At 45.2% G+C, this 15,583-nt stretch carries 17 protein-coding genes; 4 read left to right on the plus strand and 13 right to left on the minus strand.

The window, feature by feature from the left end:
- Positions 1-121 precede the first annotated feature (121 nt).
- Both K339_RS0112900 and K339_RS0112905 read left to right on the plus strand, forming a co-directional pair.
- Positions 122-475 carry a hypothetical protein gene (locus K339_RS0112900; protein WP_028523953.1) on the plus strand — a complete coding sequence of 118 codons (354 nt, stop codon included), beginning with the start codon at positions 122-124 and terminating at the stop codon, positions 473-475.
- Between the two features lie 3 nt (positions 476-478).
- A complete protein-coding gene (locus K339_RS0112905; RefSeq protein WP_157607580.1) occupies positions 479-799 on the plus strand; it encodes a hypothetical protein in 321 nt (106 codons plus the stop codon).
- 30 nt (positions 800-829) lie between these two features.
- Here K339_RS0112905 and K339_RS0112910 read toward each other — a convergent pair whose 3' ends face one another.
- The 6 genes from K339_RS0112910 to K339_RS0112935 form a co-directional block, all read right to left on the minus strand.
- Positions 830-2,203, minus strand: coding sequence for an alkaline phosphatase family protein (locus K339_RS0112910; RefSeq protein WP_028523955.1), 1,374 nt, complete (start codon positions 2,201-2,203; stop codon positions 830-832).
- On the minus strand, positions 2,200-3,396 hold the full coding sequence (gene eboE / locus K339_RS0112915; RefSeq protein WP_028523956.1) for a metabolite traffic protein EboE: 1,197 nt from the start codon (positions 3,394-3,396) through the stop codon (positions 2,200-2,202). The genes K339_RS0112910 and eboE overlap by 4 nt, the downstream gene beginning before the upstream one ends.
- 99 nt (positions 3,397-3,495) lie before the next feature.
- Positions 3,496-4,662: a 3-dehydroquinate synthase gene (locus tag K339_RS0112920; protein WP_028523957.1), complete on the minus strand. Its 1,167-nt coding sequence runs from the start codon at positions 4,660-4,662 to the stop codon at positions 3,496-3,498.
- A 15-nt stretch (positions 4,663-4,677) separates the two neighbouring features.
- Complete coding sequence (eboC, locus tag K339_RS0112925) at positions 4,678-5,625, minus strand: UbiA-like protein EboC (protein ID WP_374754628.1); 948 nt, start codon at positions 5,623-5,625, stop codon at positions 4,678-4,680.
- Positions 5,555-6,577, minus strand: a complete 1,023-nt coding sequence (locus K339_RS0112930; RefSeq protein ID WP_028523959.1) for a TatD family hydrolase — start codon at positions 6,575-6,577, stop codon at positions 5,555-5,557. Before K339_RS0112930 ends, eboC begins: the two co-directional genes overlap by 71 nt.
- Positions 6,561-7,439, minus strand: coding sequence for an EboA domain-containing protein (locus tag K339_RS0112935; RefSeq protein ID WP_051397990.1), 879 nt, complete (start codon positions 7,437-7,439; stop codon positions 6,561-6,563). Before K339_RS0112935 ends, K339_RS0112930 begins: the two co-directional genes overlap by 17 nt.
- Before the next feature lie 256 nt (positions 7,440-7,695).
- On the opposite strand from K339_RS0112935, the gene moaC reads away from it, so the two are divergent.
- A complete protein-coding gene (moaC, locus tag K339_RS0112940; protein ID WP_028523961.1) occupies positions 7,696-8,166 on the plus strand; it encodes a cyclic pyranopterin monophosphate synthase MoaC in 471 nt (156 codons plus the stop codon).
- A gap of 44 nt (positions 8,167-8,210) precedes the next feature.
- Complete coding sequence (locus tag K339_RS0112945) at positions 8,211-8,402, plus strand: DUF433 domain-containing protein (RefSeq protein WP_028523962.1); 192 nt, start codon at positions 8,211-8,213, stop codon at positions 8,400-8,402.
- Positions 8,403-8,444: 42 nt separating this feature from the next.
- Here the strand turns inward: K339_RS0112945 and K339_RS0112950 are convergent, their stop codons facing one another.
- From K339_RS0112950 to K339_RS0112980, 7 genes are all read right to left on the minus strand, one after another.
- On the minus strand, positions 8,445-9,644 hold the full coding sequence (locus tag K339_RS0112950) for a redoxin domain-containing protein (protein ID WP_028523963.1): 1,200 nt from the start codon (positions 9,642-9,644) through the stop codon (positions 8,445-8,447).
- Between the two features lie 85 nt (positions 9,645-9,729).
- Positions 9,730-10,743, minus strand: a complete 1,014-nt coding sequence (locus tag K339_RS0112955; protein WP_157607581.1) for a hypothetical protein — start codon at positions 10,741-10,743, stop codon at positions 9,730-9,732.
- A 55-nt stretch (positions 10,744-10,798) separates the two neighbouring features.
- Positions 10,799-11,701, minus strand: coding sequence for a HEAT repeat domain-containing protein (locus K339_RS0112960; protein ID WP_028523965.1), 903 nt, complete (start codon positions 11,699-11,701; stop codon positions 10,799-10,801).
- 234 nt (positions 11,702-11,935) lie between these two features.
- Positions 11,936-12,454 carry an RNA polymerase sigma factor gene (locus K339_RS0112965; RefSeq protein WP_028523966.1) on the minus strand — a complete coding sequence of 173 codons (519 nt, stop codon included), beginning with the start codon at positions 12,452-12,454 and terminating at the stop codon, positions 11,936-11,938.
- A 159-nt stretch (positions 12,455-12,613) separates the two neighbouring features.
- Positions 12,614-13,561: an N-acetylornithine carbamoyltransferase gene (locus K339_RS0112970; RefSeq protein WP_028523967.1), complete on the minus strand. Its 948-nt coding sequence runs from the start codon at positions 13,559-13,561 to the stop codon at positions 12,614-12,616.
- Positions 13,562-13,915: 354 nt separating this feature from the next.
- On the minus strand, positions 13,916-14,470 hold the full coding sequence (locus tag K339_RS0112975; RefSeq protein WP_229598737.1) for a glutathione peroxidase: 555 nt from the start codon (positions 14,468-14,470) through the stop codon (positions 13,916-13,918).
- A gap of 125 nt (positions 14,471-14,595) precedes the next feature.
- Positions 14,596-15,498 (minus strand): hypothetical protein, encoded by a 903-nt coding sequence (locus K339_RS0112980; RefSeq protein ID WP_028523969.1) that lies wholly within the window; start codon positions 15,496-15,498, stop codon positions 14,596-14,598.
- Positions 15,499-15,583: the final 85 nt, after the last annotated feature.

The following is a 15,583-nucleotide window of genomic DNA, read 5'->3' on the forward strand; positions in this document are numbered from 1 at the left end:
TTTATCATTTGAAGTAAATAGTTTTGTGCGTCTTCTGATGTGAGTCTAATGTTATGATTACAGAGATAAAGCGTTTTTGATATTTATCTAACCTTGAAAGGGCGTAATTTCCTGAATAATAATGAAAAAGAAGTTTTTTGTGTTCGCTATTTTAGTGGTGTTTATTGGCCTTTGCAATACCGGTATAGGCAGCTGGATTATGGGAATGCTTACTTATACAGACACTTTTATGGGAGATGCGAGGAAGTATAAATTTGTGAGTGGCAACAGTGGCTTTAAACACTCTTTATCTGGTGGATTTAAGTATAAAGACATAAAAATGTCATTTGAAGACTATAAAAAAACGCACCCAAACGATACTATTCTCTACAGGACATTTCATAAAAACCCCATTTTTTTTTGGAAATGGAGGGTGTATTTATTTGAGGAGATGTATCAATTACCGTACAAAGACCACCCTACGGCGAGGAATTAACCAATGAAAAAACGCATCTTCATTTATCTTTTTTGCTTTTTGTGCAGTAGCGCAAATGCCCAAGAAAAACTCTTTGGAGAAAGAGGGTATGAAGCAAAGTTTACTCCCACGGAAAAGGATAGTCTCGTCGTGTATGTAAAAGATGCTCAGGATAATAGGCCAATGCCGAGTGCGTTTATTTGGTTAAACAAACATAAAGCTGGAGAGGCTAAGGGAAGGTATGTTACGGATTCGTTGGGAATGGTCAAAATCAGCTTGGCTGAAAGATTAAGGGTAATATCAATCAAAAATAATGAGATTTTTTATCCGAGAAAAAAGAAATAATAGCCCATTTTTCTCGGATAAAAAACCAACTTATGCTTTCTCAAACAAATGCTCCCAAATTACGTCATAGACATCCGTAGCTTGGAGTTCGGCTTGGGTGAGGGGAGTGTCTGTAATGCAAATGGGATAAAACTCGCGGGGTGCGCTGATGCCTCCGTGAGAACCTTTAATGAGCGTAGCATCCAGCGGAATAACGTCCATTAAATAACGGAAACCGAGCAACTTACGCGCTAATTTATACCCCGCTCTGAGTTTGATAAACGGATTTTTGGGGTCCATAAACATCTCGACGGGGTCGTAGCCTGGTTTGCGGTGAATGTCCACCAAATGCGCGTAATCGGGTGCTTTGGCGTCGTCGAACCAATAGTAGTACGTAAACCAGCTATCGGGCTTGGCTACGGCAACCAAGTCGCCTGCCCGCTCGTGGTCGATGTGGTGCACTTTTTTACCTTCATCGTCCAGTACAAGTTCGATACCTTCGGTTTGTTCGAGGCGTTTTTTCACCTGCGCTTTTACGGCGGGGTCATTGATATAAATGTGGGCAATTTGGTGGTCGGCAGCGGCAAAAGCTTTAGAAGCTCCCGCGTCCAAAAGCTCATACCAACGCTCCGTACGTACCGAAATCAACCCTTCTTCCCGCAAAATACGATTGATATGAACGGGACGGTGAACGGGGTTAATGCCGTATTCAGAAAGTAAAATAATGCGGGTGTTTTTGGATTCGTAGTATTTTACCAAATCGGCTACCACTTGGTCGATTTCGTTTAATTCTTTGCTGATTTTAGAGAAATCAGGGCCGAATTTTTGTAAACAATAATCCAAATGTGGTAAATAAATGAGCGTCAGCGTAGGGTTATTTTTACGGTCAACCCATACGGAAGCATCCGCAATCCACCTCGTCGATTTGATATTGGCATTGGGTCCCCAAAAGCTAAAAAGGGGAAATTGTCCCAGCTCTTTTTGAAGCTCGTCGCGCAGCGAAGCAGGATAAGCGTAACAGTCGGGGGCTTTTACTCCGTCGGCGTGGTATTGGGGGCGGGGAGTGACCGAAAAATCGGCGGTGGAGTACATGTTGTACCACCAAAACATCTTTGAACACGTAAACGACGAGTCCTGACGTTTGGCGGCATCCCAAATTTTATCGGCCTTCACGAGTTTATTGGATTGCTTCCAAAACTTCATTTCGGCGTCGTCGCGGTCGTACCAGCCATTGGCCACAATCCCGTGTTCCGAAGGCCATTTACCAGTGACGTAACAACTCTGCGAAGTAGTGGTTACGGCAGGCAAAACGGGTTTAATGAGCGTGATGTGGCGGGATTTAACGTACTCGCTCAAAAAGGGAGTATGTTCCCCAATCAAATTGGCACTTAGGCCAACAATATCTATGACAACGGTTTTGTTCATTTTAATTGTTCATTCACCCATTGCATTTCGCGGACAATAGACTCGCCAATGGGTTTTTGCATATCGGTGGGCAACACGCCCCACGTATAAGTTTCTACTTCAAGGTGTTGGGTAAACGGCGTAGCCTTATGTACATTGAGCGTCTTCACAATTTCAGCCTGTGTCGATTCAAGCAAGCCGTATGAATTAATAAACAACGGTACGTGAAAGTGAATCCGCCATTCGTTGTGAGTATCCGAATCGCTTTGAATGGCTTCTGCCAAATCGGGGAATTTTTGGAAAGTACCTTCGTTGGTTTTGGCTACAACTTGGTGTAAATATACAGGTTCGTCAAAAGCGCGAATGGCCGCCAGTTTTTCGGCGCGTTCGGTCGCTAAATTCATCTTAACTGCCGAACTGATTTGGATTTTTCCTACGCGAATTCCCAGCTCATTGAGTTGATTGATAATGGCTTGAGGCTCTTCGTAGCTCACCGCAAAATGGCACACATCGTAGCAGAGTTGGACGTGAGTAAGGAGTGTTTCTTGGCCTTCTTCGGGCGTCATGCCGTATTTTTCTACCAAGAAAGCGGTACCTTTTGGTAAAAAATAATCGCTGTACCACTCGATAAACTCCTGTCCATTTTCTAAAATTCCGTCGGGTTCGGGCTCGATGTCAAGGTGCATGAGTTTGCCCGTTGTGCGACGTAACTCTATCAAGGTTTCAACTACCTGTAAGATATTTTCAGTGGCCGTTTTGATGGTTTGTTGTTTGTCTTCATCCGTTTCCCACCAGTAGCGATACGACAGCGGTGAGGTCGAAATCCCACCTTCCATTCCGTCGGGAAGCAGTTGAACCAAAATATGGAACAAACGCTGCGTGTAGGCGGTGCGGTCGTCGGTGGTCCAGTCGGGGGTATGAACGTCGTCTTTGACGCGCGTGGCATGAAAACCTCCGTAGGGGAAACCGTTCATGGTAAAAACGTAGATACCGTTGGCGGTCAACCATTCTTTAAACTCCGCCAACTTTTCAGGCTCCGATAGTTCAATAGAAGCATCATTGGCGAGCCGAAGCCCTAAGGCAAAAGGCTCGTTGGGCGAGAGTTTTGATTTTATGTAAGGAAGGTTGTCCTGCAAGGTTTGAAAATGATTCTCCCATTGTTCGCCAGGGTGAATATTGCTACAATAAGTGAGGTGTCCGTAGGGAGTTTTCATTAGAATAAAATTTATTACCACTATTAAAGAGGCGTTAATGCCTAAAAAATACCCGAAGAGTCGAGGCTTTTTAGGCATTAAAAAATGCAAGTCATGAAGTTAGCCTACTTCCAGATTGGCATAATTTCCTTCTAAATAATCTACGGATTCGGCAATGAGGTCAGCGTCCATTTCGTGGACTTCCACGCCCTTTCCAATGCGATCGAGGAGCATGATAGTAAGGCGGCCACCCAAGTGCTCTCTAAATTCTTGAAGCCCGTTGCGAAGGTTTATTTTATCGTTTTCGGCGAGTTTGGGATGGTAAAGTTCAAAGCCTAATTTTTGGATAACGGTCAAAATTCGTTGGAGCTCGGCATCGCTGAGTTTACCTACTTTTGTCGAATACACGCAGTCGAGGGCAATGCCAATGGCAACTGCTTCGCCGTGGCGCACTTGAAAATCGGTGAGGTATTCGAGTTTGTGAGCCGCCCAGTGCCCAAAATCCAACGGTCGTGAAGAACCAAATTCGAAGGGGTCGCCGCTGCGGATGTGTTCAACGTGCATTTCAGCACAGCGGTGAATCAAGTAGGCCATGACCTCTTCGTTGCGTTGGGCAAGGGCTTCCGCGTTGGCTTCAATCCATTCAAAAAAAGCTTGGTCTTTGATAAGCGCTACTTTGATGGCCTCGGCAATGCCTCCGCGCCAATCACGGTCGTCGAGGGTTTGAAGGAAGGTAAGGTCATTGAAAACCGCCACGGGCGGAGCAAATGTGCCCAAAAAGTTTTTCTTTCCTCGGTAGTTAATGCCATTTTTTACGCCTACACCTGAATCGTTTTGTGAAAGAACCGTCGTTGGAATGCGAATGTGCTTCACGCCTCGATGCGATACGGCAGCCGCATAACCTACCAAGTCAAGAATAGCGCCTCCGCCAATGCCGATGACAAATGAGTGGCGGTCAATGCCGTAATTATCAATGGCTTCAACAATGTCGTCAAATAACGTAGTATCATTTTTAGCCGCTTCTCCACCTGGCAAAACGAGCAACTGAGGCACGAGTTTAACGAGGGGCTCAAGCGCAGCAAAATAAGCCACCATCTCGTTTTGGAGCGTTGGATGGTGCGCAAGAAAACCACCGTCGATGGCTAGTAAGACTTTGCGCTGAAAACCAGCCTGTCCAAACGATTCAAAGAAAGAACGTAGGGTGGCATTGGCGGGGTCGAAAAGCCGTTTGGTGAAAAAAATGGAATAGGTATATGGAACCTGAAAAGTTTGTTGTAAGGTATTCATAAGTGTAAAAACTCGCTAAGTCACCGCAAAAACACGGGCCAATAGTATGGATAGTGGCAGTAGTAATAGAACACCAAGCGCTACTGGCCAGTTCCCAAAAGCTACGCACCAAGACGCATCCATAACTATAAGCGACAAAACCCCCGATTTTACCGCTTTGCCAATGTTGGGACCAATGGGATGTTGAATGGCTGTCCACAAAGGGCGCCCGACCAACCACGCGTGCAGCGCAATTAACAGAAAAGCTAACGGCGCATTTCCCTGCTGAAAGGCGACCAAAAATTGAATAGCATGAACCGTGGTGTACAACGAAGCCGCAATGTATAACGAACGACGTTTGCCACCGTGTACCTCGTCTTGACTAATGAGGGTAATCGCTCCAATGTACGCAATAGGGACGAGGGCTACCCAGCCCCACTCGTTCAAAGAAGGCGCTACAGCACTCATGCCTAACAACAGATTTCCCCCTCGGCACGCCCCCATAGTGAGCGGCCCCCAGAAAGCGCTGTGTTTAGCAAAACGGTCGTAAACGACGGCCAAAATGGCTACCGTAAAGGCAATTTCAGCACTCAGTAGGCTAAACTGTGCAGCGGCCAGTACACCTAGAAGCAATAGGCTGATGCCCAATATAGCGGCAGATTTTACCGTAACTTTGCCACTGGGAATGGGGCGTTCAGGGCGTTCAACCGCATCGAGCTTGGCATCGAAAACGTCGTTCATGACTACCCCACCTCCGTACAAGCCTATCGTGGCAGGAATGAGCCAATAGGCACTGTTGGGAGAAGGCTCAAAGATAAATTGAGCAATGGTCATCCCTGCCAAAATATCGGCGATTGCTGTCACAATGTTGGCAGGACGCGCCAGTTGAAAATAGGGTTTGAGGTTGCTCACGTTACTTGATGATAAGCGTATTCGTCTTTTTTGCGTCGGGTTCTTGGCCGCCGCGCAAAATCGTATTGCCATTAAATTTTTGGCTTTGGTCAATGGTAAGCCCGTTTTCAAAATCACTCACGTCGATTTGGCCACTTTTGGCAAACGCATCAATGGCGTTTTGGTACGTTACCAGTCGAATGGTTTCGTCAGAAATGCCGTTAAGTTTCATCAAAACAGCAGTTTTCGGAATTGCCAACGGGTCAGAAATTCCCCAGTCTGCCGCCGAGTTGACCATGATACGTTCGGGGCCGTATTGTTCAACGATTTTCACCATACGCTCGTTGCTCATTTTGGTGAATGGATAAATCGTGAACGCCGCCCAAAAGCCTTGGTCGAGTACACTTTTGACGGTTTCTTCGTTGTTGTGGTCCACAATCACCCACGACGGGTCAATCCCGTGTTCGAGGGCAATCGCCATGCTGCGCTCGGTTCCTCGTTTTTTGTCGCGGTGCGGGGTGTGAATTTGGACGGGAAGTTTGGCTTTTTTTGCCATTTCTAACTGCATACGATAGTATTTTTCTTCCGCCGCCGTTTGGTCATCAAACCCAATTTCTCCCACACCTACTACCCCTTCTTTGTACAAATACAAAGGCAAGATTTCCATCACCTGCTCTGCAAGCGGCTCGTTGTTGGCTTCGCGTGAGTTGAGTCCAATCGTGCAGTAATGTTTTATTCCAAACTGAGATGAGCGAAAACGCTCCCAACCCACAAGGCTACTAAAGTAATCTTTGAACGTTGAAAGACCTGTTCGAGGTTGACCCACCCAAAAGGCAGGCTCAATAAGGGCGACAATACCCGCGTCGCGCATGGCTTCGTAATCGTCGGTTGTCCGCGACACCATGTGGATGTGGGGGTCAAAAAAACGCATTCCTTGAATAAGTGAACGGTGCGACTCCCAACTCAAATCGGTTTGGGCAACTACCTCCTCCGATTCTTCGAAGTGAGAAGGATTTTGTTCAAATTCTTTATGGTTTAGACACATAGGTATTCAGGTCAGAAAATTCAAGATTAGTCCACGTAATGTGGTGGGTGTTGACAACTTTTTCTAAATGTGGATAACTCGCTAATAATTGCAAAGCGGGCTCGTAGTTGGAATGATAACAAGCCAAAGCAGCGGCTTGTTGGTCGTACTCAACGTCTGACTGAAACAAATGTTTCATGTCTTCCAATAACGTTTCGTTCAAAAACTTAGAGGTCAGTCGCCACACTTGAGGCGCAACCCATCGGCCTGCGGCCCAGCGCTCGTGGGCAAAATCGGAAAGCGTAAGCACGAGTTTTTCATTGCTTCGCTCTTCGAGCCCGTAAATGAGGTGAAGAGGCTTGTCGTTGAAAATCCCTTTCAATACCAACTGATTCCACGCCAATTCGGAAAAATGATGATACGGGTACGGATTGCGCAGCGCAATCGCTTCATAGACCACACCCATGTTAGAACGAACGGCGTCGGTAGCGCGGAAAAGCCATTGTTCAGGATAGGCCAATAGCGGCAATGCTGAATACAACGCCACCAACTCATTCATTTCGGCGGTGTCAAACAGCGTCTCAATGTGTCGGCAGTATTCTTCTTTGTTGGAAGCATCCAAACAACTCAAAAGCCAGACGCGGCTAAGTCGTACAAAACTCCAACCGTCCACCGAAAAACCTTCAATTAGGTTGTCAAGCTCGGCGGCTTGTTCGGGACTGGGCTGGACGAAACGTTTGGACAAAACTCGTGGTGCGGCCACAAAAGCGGTCATCAACTCAAGCGGGTGAGCTACGCCCTGCTGTTCGAGCCATTCTGATTCGGCCGAAGTAAGGTGGGTCGTTAAAATTTCCCACAACAAGCTCTTTATTGGTTCATACATAGCATTCAATCGTTCTTCGTTCAAAGACCTATCACAAAGGTACAATGGTAGTCAATGAGCGGAGATAATACAATGATAAAAATTAGGAATTTCTTATGTTCTTCTTGAAATAACCACATAGAACGCATAGAGTTTTTCACAGTAGAAACCATAGATATTAAGAAAACTAATGTGATCTATGTGTTAAAAACTATCTGAGCTATGTGGTAAAAAGAAGCATAAACCCCTTTATTTTGCATATAAAAACACAAAGGGAATGTCTCTTACTCATTTGAACGCCGACGGAAATCCCAGTATGGTCGATGTGTCGGAAAAAGCGGTGACCAAGCGCGTAGCCAAAGCAAGAAGTATTGTGGTATTGGGCGATGAAATCATGGATTTGCTCCAAAACGACGAAATTAACACCAAGAAAGGCCCCGTGTTTCAAACGGCGATTATTGCAGGCGTGATGGCGGCCAAGCGTACGGGCGAGCTAATTCCCCTTTGCCATCCGTTGGGACTCGAAAATTGCCAAGTAGAAATCAAGGTCAACGAAGCCCGCGAGGTCGTGATTGAATGTACCGCCAGCGTGACGGGAAAAACGGGAATTGAGATGGAAGCGTTGACTGGAGCAAGCGTAGCTGCGCTGACTATTTACGACATGTGTAAAGCGATGAGTCAACATATTGTCATCAAAGAAACGCGCCTTATTGCCAAAACAGGCGGGAAGAAAGATTTTATTTTATAGCGTAAAAAATGTATTTTTGAGTTAATAGAATAACGTACATTACCATGACTCTGGAAGAAGCTATTGTGTCAGACCCTGAAATTTTTGGGGGGACACCCGTTTTTAGAGGCACTCGGGTTCCTGTTAAAAACTTATTTGATTATTTGAACAACGGAGATTCGTATCATGCTTTTTTGTCTGACTTTGATTATATCTCTGAAGAGCAAATACAGGCAGTTTTAGAAGTCGATTTATAAACAATGGACTAGTAAAAAACCAGTCCATTGTTGCCAGCGAGGTTATTTGTCTTTGATAACAAGTACTTGAATTTTTCTTTCGGTCTCAACAATTTGAAGACCAATTTTCTTCAATTCTTCATGAATCTGTTTGGGGTTTTCATTGTACCAAGGAATGTCCAAGTCGTACAAGCTGCTCAGACCTGTTTCGTCGATGACGGGTTTATTAATCTGACTTTCCAAAAAATCGGCGAGGGTAGAAATGCCCGAAGCCCGCATGGATAATCCTTTTCCACTGTAACTTGAGGAGGGCTGGGTTCCCGCTTTCGACTCAATGAGTTGAGCACCAGTATCTTTGATTTTTTGAAGAACTTTAACTGGACGAACCCTTTCCTCAATAGACGCTTGATACCCAAAATAGATTTCCAGTTGTTGCTTCATTAGCTCAAACCGTTTGTCACCAAGCTTTTCGGGTACGATTAAATCAAAGCAGACAATGTTTTGCTTATTGTTCCACGAAAACTTTGAAGGGTCAGTTACTTCCAGCGCCGTTCGGATGCCTGGCGGAAACTGGTGAGCGATTTCAAACAACGTTTTTGCCGAAACGTTGACTGCCACAATTCGACGACCTTCATAGGGGCTTCCCCCCAGTGAATTAGAGAAGGAGGGAAAACCTTCTTTGAATGGCGTCATGGTGAGCTGATACGTAAAGTCGCCATTGCCAGAAAGTGGCAAAGAAGGATCAAAATCAATGACATCTTTTTTCTCCTTTACACTTACTGCGTTTCCTGCAAGAATGTTTTTAATCAATTCCTCTGATACTTCAGAGGAGGTCGTGATGGCTCGTACAGTCCCCGACTTATCAATGATTACCGTGTGGGGAATGGTGCGATGGGGGAAAAGCTGCGCCAGCGCTCTTTTTTCATCAATGACAACGGGAAGGGTTGTTTTCCGCTTTTCTAAAAAACGCTTTATTCGTGCTTCTGGGTCATCGGTAATGGTAATCACCTGAAGATCATTGCGGAATTTGGCTTGTAGCTTTTCTAATTCTGGAAAAGATTGAATGCAAGGCCCGCACCAAGTTGCCCAAAAATCAAGGATGATAAGTTTGCCACTGAAGTCGTTGAGGGTAGCTTTGGTTTTCTCAAAATTGACGATAGTTTCAAATGTCAGTTCGGGGGATTTTTTGCCCAGTAAGGATTCCGTTTGAGCAACTACGTTTAAAGAAACGGCCAGAAATACGAAGAGGACTAAATGCTTCACGCGGTTTTATGGTGTTATGTTAACAAGGTGGGATGGCTGTTTTAGCATTGAGGCTGGCCTTTTCGACCAGCCTCAGAAGTGTGTGCTATTTTTTCTTTCTCAAATAGACATTGCCCTGTGTAGTGCGAAGCATGATTTTGGTTTGTGGTTCGTTCAATACGTATTTGGGAAACGACTTGTCGGAGTCAAGCCACGCATAGGACAAGCCATTGGTCGAGATGATATTATTAGCATTCCATTCTTTGCCGTCCCATACATAGACGCTACTTGGCGCGGAAGCAGTCGCTCCTGAGCCAGTAAAAGTCCTAGACTGTCCCCAGCCCGAAGAAGATGAATACCCGTTTACGGTCACGGTGCGGTCAGCATCTCGCTGGGCAATCACTTCTTCCACGGCGCGTCTTTCGTTTACAGAACCTTCTGTTTTCTCAGTAGCGCTGTAAGATTTCAAATCGAGGTCAGTAAACATGTTACCGTTGGCCGACGAAATACTGAATAAAACTTTGGCTTTATCAGGAACGGTTACGTCCACATCGTTGCCATACGTAACAATCGAGGAAGGCTTATCGGGCATTTTATCGTTGAAAATTACCTTGATTTTGCCTTGCTGCGAATTGGCCACAATAGGGCCTGACACATCGGTGAGCTTGATGGCTTCGTAGTTGGTATTGATTTCGAGCGGGCCTTCCATGCCAGAGATACTCATCCCGTCCTCGTTGCAAGAGCACGAATGGCGTTTTTTGACCGTAATGCCTAGCTCTTTTGGCACCCGAATTTTGTACATCGTTTTGCCTTTCATCACGGTGGTGATGGTTAGGGTGTTGCCGTTGGCATTGACCGATAGGCCAATGTTGGTATTGTCAACGCCCGTGGTCGATAAAGGGCGGAGTCCTTCAGCGTCTTTGGGTACGGAAGGGACATCCTTGGCTTCGATGATGACTTCGTCGCCGTTGTAGCCCTCCATATCGAGTTGTTTGGCATCGATGTTCATGACGAGGCTTTTGCCTGCGCCGCTAAATTTGGTCTTAAATACTTTGGCATCTTGCGCTACTACGGTGGTTGCAATGACGAAAAGGGCTATGAAAAAAGAGGCTGTTTTCATGGGATTGTACATAAATGTGTTAATGAAAAGAGTTGATAATGTGTTAATTGTCGGTTTACTCGGTAAGCATGGTAAGCTCATTCATGCTGCTTTTGGCTAGTGCCCTTACCGACTCGTCCACGTTGGTGTCTTTTTGTAATTTATCAAAGACAGGCAAACTTTCACGAACCCTCATGCGCACTAAGGTTTCGATTAAGGTTGTTTGTTCGGTAGGCTCACTGGTTTGGGTAAGTTGGCTAACCAGTACTTTTTTGACCTCGTCGGTAGGTCTAAATCTTTCCAACGTTTCGATGGTCGATAAGCGAACATTCAGACTTTCGTCGTCGCGCAAGGTATTGATAAGCGCTTGAATAACGGCGGGTTTGGGGTCGTTGAGGGCGGCGGCGTAGTTGATGCCTTTGAGGCGCTCAGAGGCCGAATGGTCTTTTAGCAACCCCAAAATGACCAACTCCTGCGTCATTTTCATCTCTTTTCGAAGCGACGCAATTTCTTGCATCATGTTTGGATTAGATGATTTTGAAACGTTGGCCAACTCCATCGGAAGCTCGGTAGAAGTTTGAGGTTCTGCTTTTGTTTTTTGTGGAACATCCGACGGCGTTTGTACGGCCACAGTACGGTACTGAATTTCGACGGGGGCGGTTTGGCGACCTACCCAAAACGTAAGTCCTAGACCTGCAACTGCTGCCGCGTACCGTAGATAATTTCGCCACGGAGTAGGTTTGAAAGCTACGACGGTGGTTTCGAGCATTTTTTCTCCTTCTAACGCTCTATAAAAAGCGTCATCCATGCTTTTGTCAGGGTTGCTTTCGGTGCGTTGCAGTGCTTGCCATACCCCTTGTAGCTCCTCTACTTCTTTTCGCAAAAGCGGATCAACTGCCAAGCGTTGCTCAAATACAACCCGCTCGGCTTCTGATAAAAGCCCTAGCAAATAGTCGGTTATGATTTGTTCGTTTAGCATATCGTATTGCTGGATTCTCCAGTTTGGCGTTTTTATTTACAATTTTTTGTTGCTTTTCAGGGTTTTGAGAAACCCTTTCTCAGGATTTGAGAATCCTGAGTCACCTGTGTTGCTGGATTCTCAAATCCAGCATTTTTGCATTTTTCACTGTTTTTCGGGGTTTTGAGAAACCCTTTCTCAGGATTTGAGAATCCTGAGTCACCTGTGGTGCTGGATTCTCAAATCCAGCGTTTTTTACTGATTACTGACATTCATGTATAAGTCTCGGAGCTTTTGCATGGCTCGGAAGACCCTCACTTTCACGTTTGGCACTGATAACCCCAGACTTTGGCCGATTTCTTCGTAACTCATGTTTTGGAACCGACTCAGCAACAGCACTTCGCGGTATTGATCAGGCAATTGGGCCAGTGCACGGTGCAAAAACTGATGTTGTTCCTCGGTTTCGTCGTAGCTATCGCCGATGTCTGCAATTTCATTTAGGTCTGTATGGGTTGGATTTTTTTTGAGGTAATCAAAGAACACATTGCGCGCAATTTCCAAAATCCAAGTCCTAAACGACGCCCCTTCGCGGTAGGTATGCCGATAGCGTAGCATCCGTAAAAATACCTGTTGGGTAAGATCACGGGCGTTTTCGCGGTCGTTTTGGCGGTAGAGAAAGAAATTAAGGAGCGATTTTTTGTAGCGTTCGTACAAAATGGCCGCTTTGTCCAAATCTCCTTGACTCACCGCGTACATAGCCTGTTCGTCGGTCATGCGCTGTTTGGGTTTTCATGAAGAGATTACTAGAGGAGGGGGTAAAGGTTACACTGAGGTCGGAAAAAATCTTGGAAATTTTTTAAGTATAATGAAAAAAGCCTCCTGATGAAGCTATTTCACCAAAAGGCTTTTGTTGTAATTTATTGATAGTTAACGCTACAGCGTTTCTAAAATCTGTTTCAACACTGCCTGCGCTGACCAGAGGCGATTGCCTGCTTGCTCCACTACAATAGACTGCGGGCCGTCGATTACTTCGTCGGTTACTTTGACGTTGCGACGAACGGGCAGGCAGTGCATAAACTTACCATTGTTGGTCAAGTCCATTTTCTGTTGGGTAATCATCCATGACGGGTCTTTGGTAAGCACCTTGCCGTATTGTTCGTACGACGACCAGTTTTTGGCATAAATGAAATCGGCTCCCGCAAAAGCTTCATCTTGGTTGTAGATGACCTTGGCTTTGTTTAAGTAGTCAGGATTTAGTTCGTAACCTTCGGGGTGGGTTACCACAAACTCCACGTCGCGGCGGGTCATCCATTCGCAAAACGAGTTGGCTACGGCTTGCGGAAGTGACTTAAAATGAGGTGCCCACGTAAGCACCACTTTGGGGCGTGCGGTGGTTTTGTATTCTTCTATGGTAATGCAATCGGCCAAAGATTGAAGCGGGTGGCGCGTCGCCGACTCAAGGTTGACGATAGGAACACCTGCGTATTTTTTGAACTGCGTCATTACCAACTCTGCATAATCTTTCTCGCGGTCTTGCAGCCCTGCAAACGCCCGAACGGCCAAAATATCGCAGTATTTACCCATGACGGCCGCAGCTTCTTTCACGTGTTCGGCATTTCCTCCGTCCATGATCACGCCCTCTTCCAATTCCAAGCCCCAGCTATCTTGGCCTACGGTCATCACCATGGTATTCATGCCAAGGTTTTGAGCGGCGCGTTGCGTACTCAGGCGGGTGCGAAGACTTTGGTTAAAAAAAAGCAAACCAATGGTCTTGTTTTCGCCGAGGTGTTTGTGGGCAAAAGGTGATTTTTTAAGTTGAAGCCCTTCATTTACAAGGGTATCAATGTTGGTAGCGTCGTGTACAGAAAGAAAGTGTTGCATTGTTAAAGAAATCGAATCGTCGATGCGGTGGAGTTATAAAGAAACAAAATTTGAAAAATTGTTTTAATACCGCCTCATTTTAAAATATAATTATAAAATAATGTCTTTTTAAAGTTAAATTGACTTTATTTTTGATATAAAAAGTATATTATAACATTTGTATCGGTGCATGGGCTATTCACATCGGTGACGTGGGTTATTCACATCAGTGACGTGGGTTACTCCTAACCCACGCCGAGGTTTCTCAAAACCTCGTTAACAAAAAACGGTTGAGCGCAACCACCAAAAGTAAGTTGCACTCAACCGTTGTAAAAAAAAACGCGTAATTCGTTTATTCGTTCTTCGACATTCTTATTAGATGCCTACTGCTTTTTTGAATTCTTCGTCAGTTGGTTTAATTTTTGAGGCAAAGAAATGCGTCAACTTTCCATTTTCATCGACTACGTATTTGCAGAAATTCCACGTAGGAACTTTGTCGTTCCAGCCGTTGAGCGATTTATCCGAAAGCCACTTGTAGAGCGGATGTTGGTTTTCGCCCACCACGTCGATTTTAGAGAACATTTGGAAAGTAACGCCGTAGTTTTTCTTACAAAAAGTAGCGATTTCGTCGTTACTGCCTGATTCTTGCGAACCAAAGTTGTTGGCAGGGAAGCCCAACACAACCACCTTGTCACCGTATTGCTCATGAAACTTTTGCCAGTCGGCATACTGCGGAGTATAACCACAGGCGGAAGCTACGTTAAGAAGGACAATTTTTTTGCCTTTGTACTTGCTCAACGAAATTTCGTCGTTGCCCATGAGGGCCTTCATTTTGTAATCGTACACAGAAGAAGTAGGTTTAACGTTAGCAGTGTTGGTCTGGATTTCTTTTTTGTTGGCAAAAATGCCCGATAAAAGCGATAATAGCATGAGAAACAAAGATTTAATCGTGGCCATTTGTGAGTTTATGTTAATGGTTGCGCTTTAAAAACGAACTTCAAAGCTAGATTGTTCGTGGAACGAAATTAAAATGGATATTTTTTAAAAATTGCGTGTTAGAAAACACTCATAATCTCTTGGTACGAAATCAAAAATATAGCGGCCACGGCAAGAGCAAGTCCCACTTTGTTGAGTGGTTCGAGGGTTTCTTTGAAGAGAATCCACGCCATAAAAGCTGACGTTAGCATACTTAAAACGTTGTAAATCGGAAAAACAAAGGCCGCACTGTTGCCAAAGTCGCTCAACGCACCGAGTAAAAAATAAAAAGACAGGAAGTTGGGGAAGCCCAAAATCAACCCTCCGACAACGCTTTGCCACTGCACCTTTTCCCCAAAAAACAACACCCGAACGAGCAAATAACTATTCCCAATCAGAATAGCGCCTGTGCAGGCAATGGCCGTAAAAAGCGACGATTCGCTAGGCTGGTAAAAAGTAGAGCTGGTGTAGTTGATAAGGGTATTGTTAGTCCCACTCGCAAAAAAAAGTATTACGGGTAAAAACAGCACGGCTCCTGTTTTGACAGATTCGGCGTTGCCATTTTTTTTCAACGTACTCAAGGCCAACGCCACAAGCGCGAGCAGCAAACCAAGGTAGTTTAAAAAGGTAAAATCTTTGTTGTTGTTTTTAAATACAAATAGCCCGAATAGTACAGGAATCACCAACGACATGTTTCCTGCCAATGAAGCCGCCGTGACGCCCACTTTGGTGGTGGTGATGCCAATAAGGGCAAAAACTACTACAAACATCGCCCCCAGTGCCAGCGTAAGTAGGGTTGGCGTAGCGCCCCAGTCGGTAGAAAAGTACTGCTGACGGTTAGGCATAAGCATCAGCCCCATCAATACGCACGAATAATAATTGAAAAATACCGCGTGAAAAGGTTGAACTTTGTACTTGGGAAACGCTCGCATGATGAGATACAAAGACACCGTAAAGACAACAGCCAGTAGAAAGTTTAACATAATCGAATGGGGTTGAACAGGGAACAAATTGTGGCGCGCTGCGATTTACTTAAAAATACCTATCAAACCAAAACAGTCCGTAATT

The organism is Runella limosa DSM 17973 (assembly GCF_000482465.1).
GTDB classification, from domain to species: Bacteria; Bacteroidota; Bacteroidia; order Cytophagales; family Spirosomataceae; genus Runella; species Runella limosa.

What these genes read in the sequence shown, in the direction of transcription:
- K339_RS0112900 (WP_028523953.1), top strand. Translation starts at nt 122, where the DNA reads ATGAAAAAGAAGTTTTTTGTGTTCGCTATTTTAGTGGTGTTTATTGGC.
- K339_RS0112905 (WP_157607580.1), top strand. Translation starts at nt 479, where the DNA reads ATGAAAAAACGCATCTTCATTTATCTTTTTTGCTTTTTGTGCAGTAGC.
- K339_RS0112910 (WP_028523955.1), bottom strand. Translation starts at nt 2,203, where the DNA reads ATGAACAAAACCGTTGTCATAGATATTGTTGGCCTAAGTGCCAATTTG.
- eboE (WP_028523956.1), bottom strand. Translation starts at nt 3,396, where the DNA reads ATGAAAACTCCCTACGGACACCTCACTTATTGTAGCAATATTCACCCT.
- K339_RS0112920 (WP_028523957.1), bottom strand. Translation starts at nt 4,662, where the DNA reads ATGAATACCTTACAACAAACTTTTCAGGTTCCATATACCTATTCCATT.
- eboC (WP_374754628.1), bottom strand. Translation starts at nt 5,625, where the DNA reads ATGGCAATACGATTTTGCGCGGCGGCCAAGAACCCGACGCAAAAAAGA.
- K339_RS0112930 (WP_028523959.1), bottom strand. Translation starts at nt 6,577, where the DNA reads ATGTGTCTAAACCATAAAGAATTTGAACAAAATCCTTCTCACTTCGAA.
- K339_RS0112935 (WP_051397990.1), bottom strand. Translation starts at nt 7,439, where the DNA reads ATGTATGAACCAATAAAGAGCTTGTTGTGGGAAATTTTAACGACCCAC.
- moaC (WP_028523961.1), top strand. Translation starts at nt 7,696, where the DNA reads ATGTCTCTTACTCATTTGAACGCCGACGGAAATCCCAGTATGGTCGAT.
- K339_RS0112945 (WP_028523962.1), top strand. Translation starts at nt 8,211, where the DNA reads ATGACTCTGGAAGAAGCTATTGTGTCAGACCCTGAAATTTTTGGGGGG.
- K339_RS0112955 (WP_157607581.1), bottom strand. Translation starts at nt 10,743, where the DNA reads ATGAAAACAGCCTCTTTTTTCATAGCCCTTTTCGTCATTGCAACCACC.
- K339_RS0112960 (WP_028523965.1), bottom strand. Translation starts at nt 11,701, where the DNA reads ATGCTAAACGAACAAATCATAACCGACTATTTGCTAGGGCTTTTATCA.
- K339_RS0112965 (WP_028523966.1), bottom strand. Translation starts at nt 12,454, where the DNA reads ATGACCGACGAACAGGCTATGTACGCGGTGAGTCAAGGAGATTTGGAC.
- K339_RS0112970 (WP_028523967.1), bottom strand. Translation starts at nt 13,561, where the DNA reads ATGCAACACTTTCTTTCTGTACACGACGCTACCAACATTGATACCCTT.
- K339_RS0112975 (WP_229598737.1), bottom strand. Translation starts at nt 14,470, where the DNA reads ATGCTATTATCGCTTTTATCGGGCATTTTTGCCAACAAAAAAGAAATC.
- K339_RS0112980 (WP_028523969.1), bottom strand. Translation starts at nt 15,498, where the DNA reads ATGTTAAACTTTCTACTGGCTGTTGTCTTTACGGTGTCTTTGTATCTC.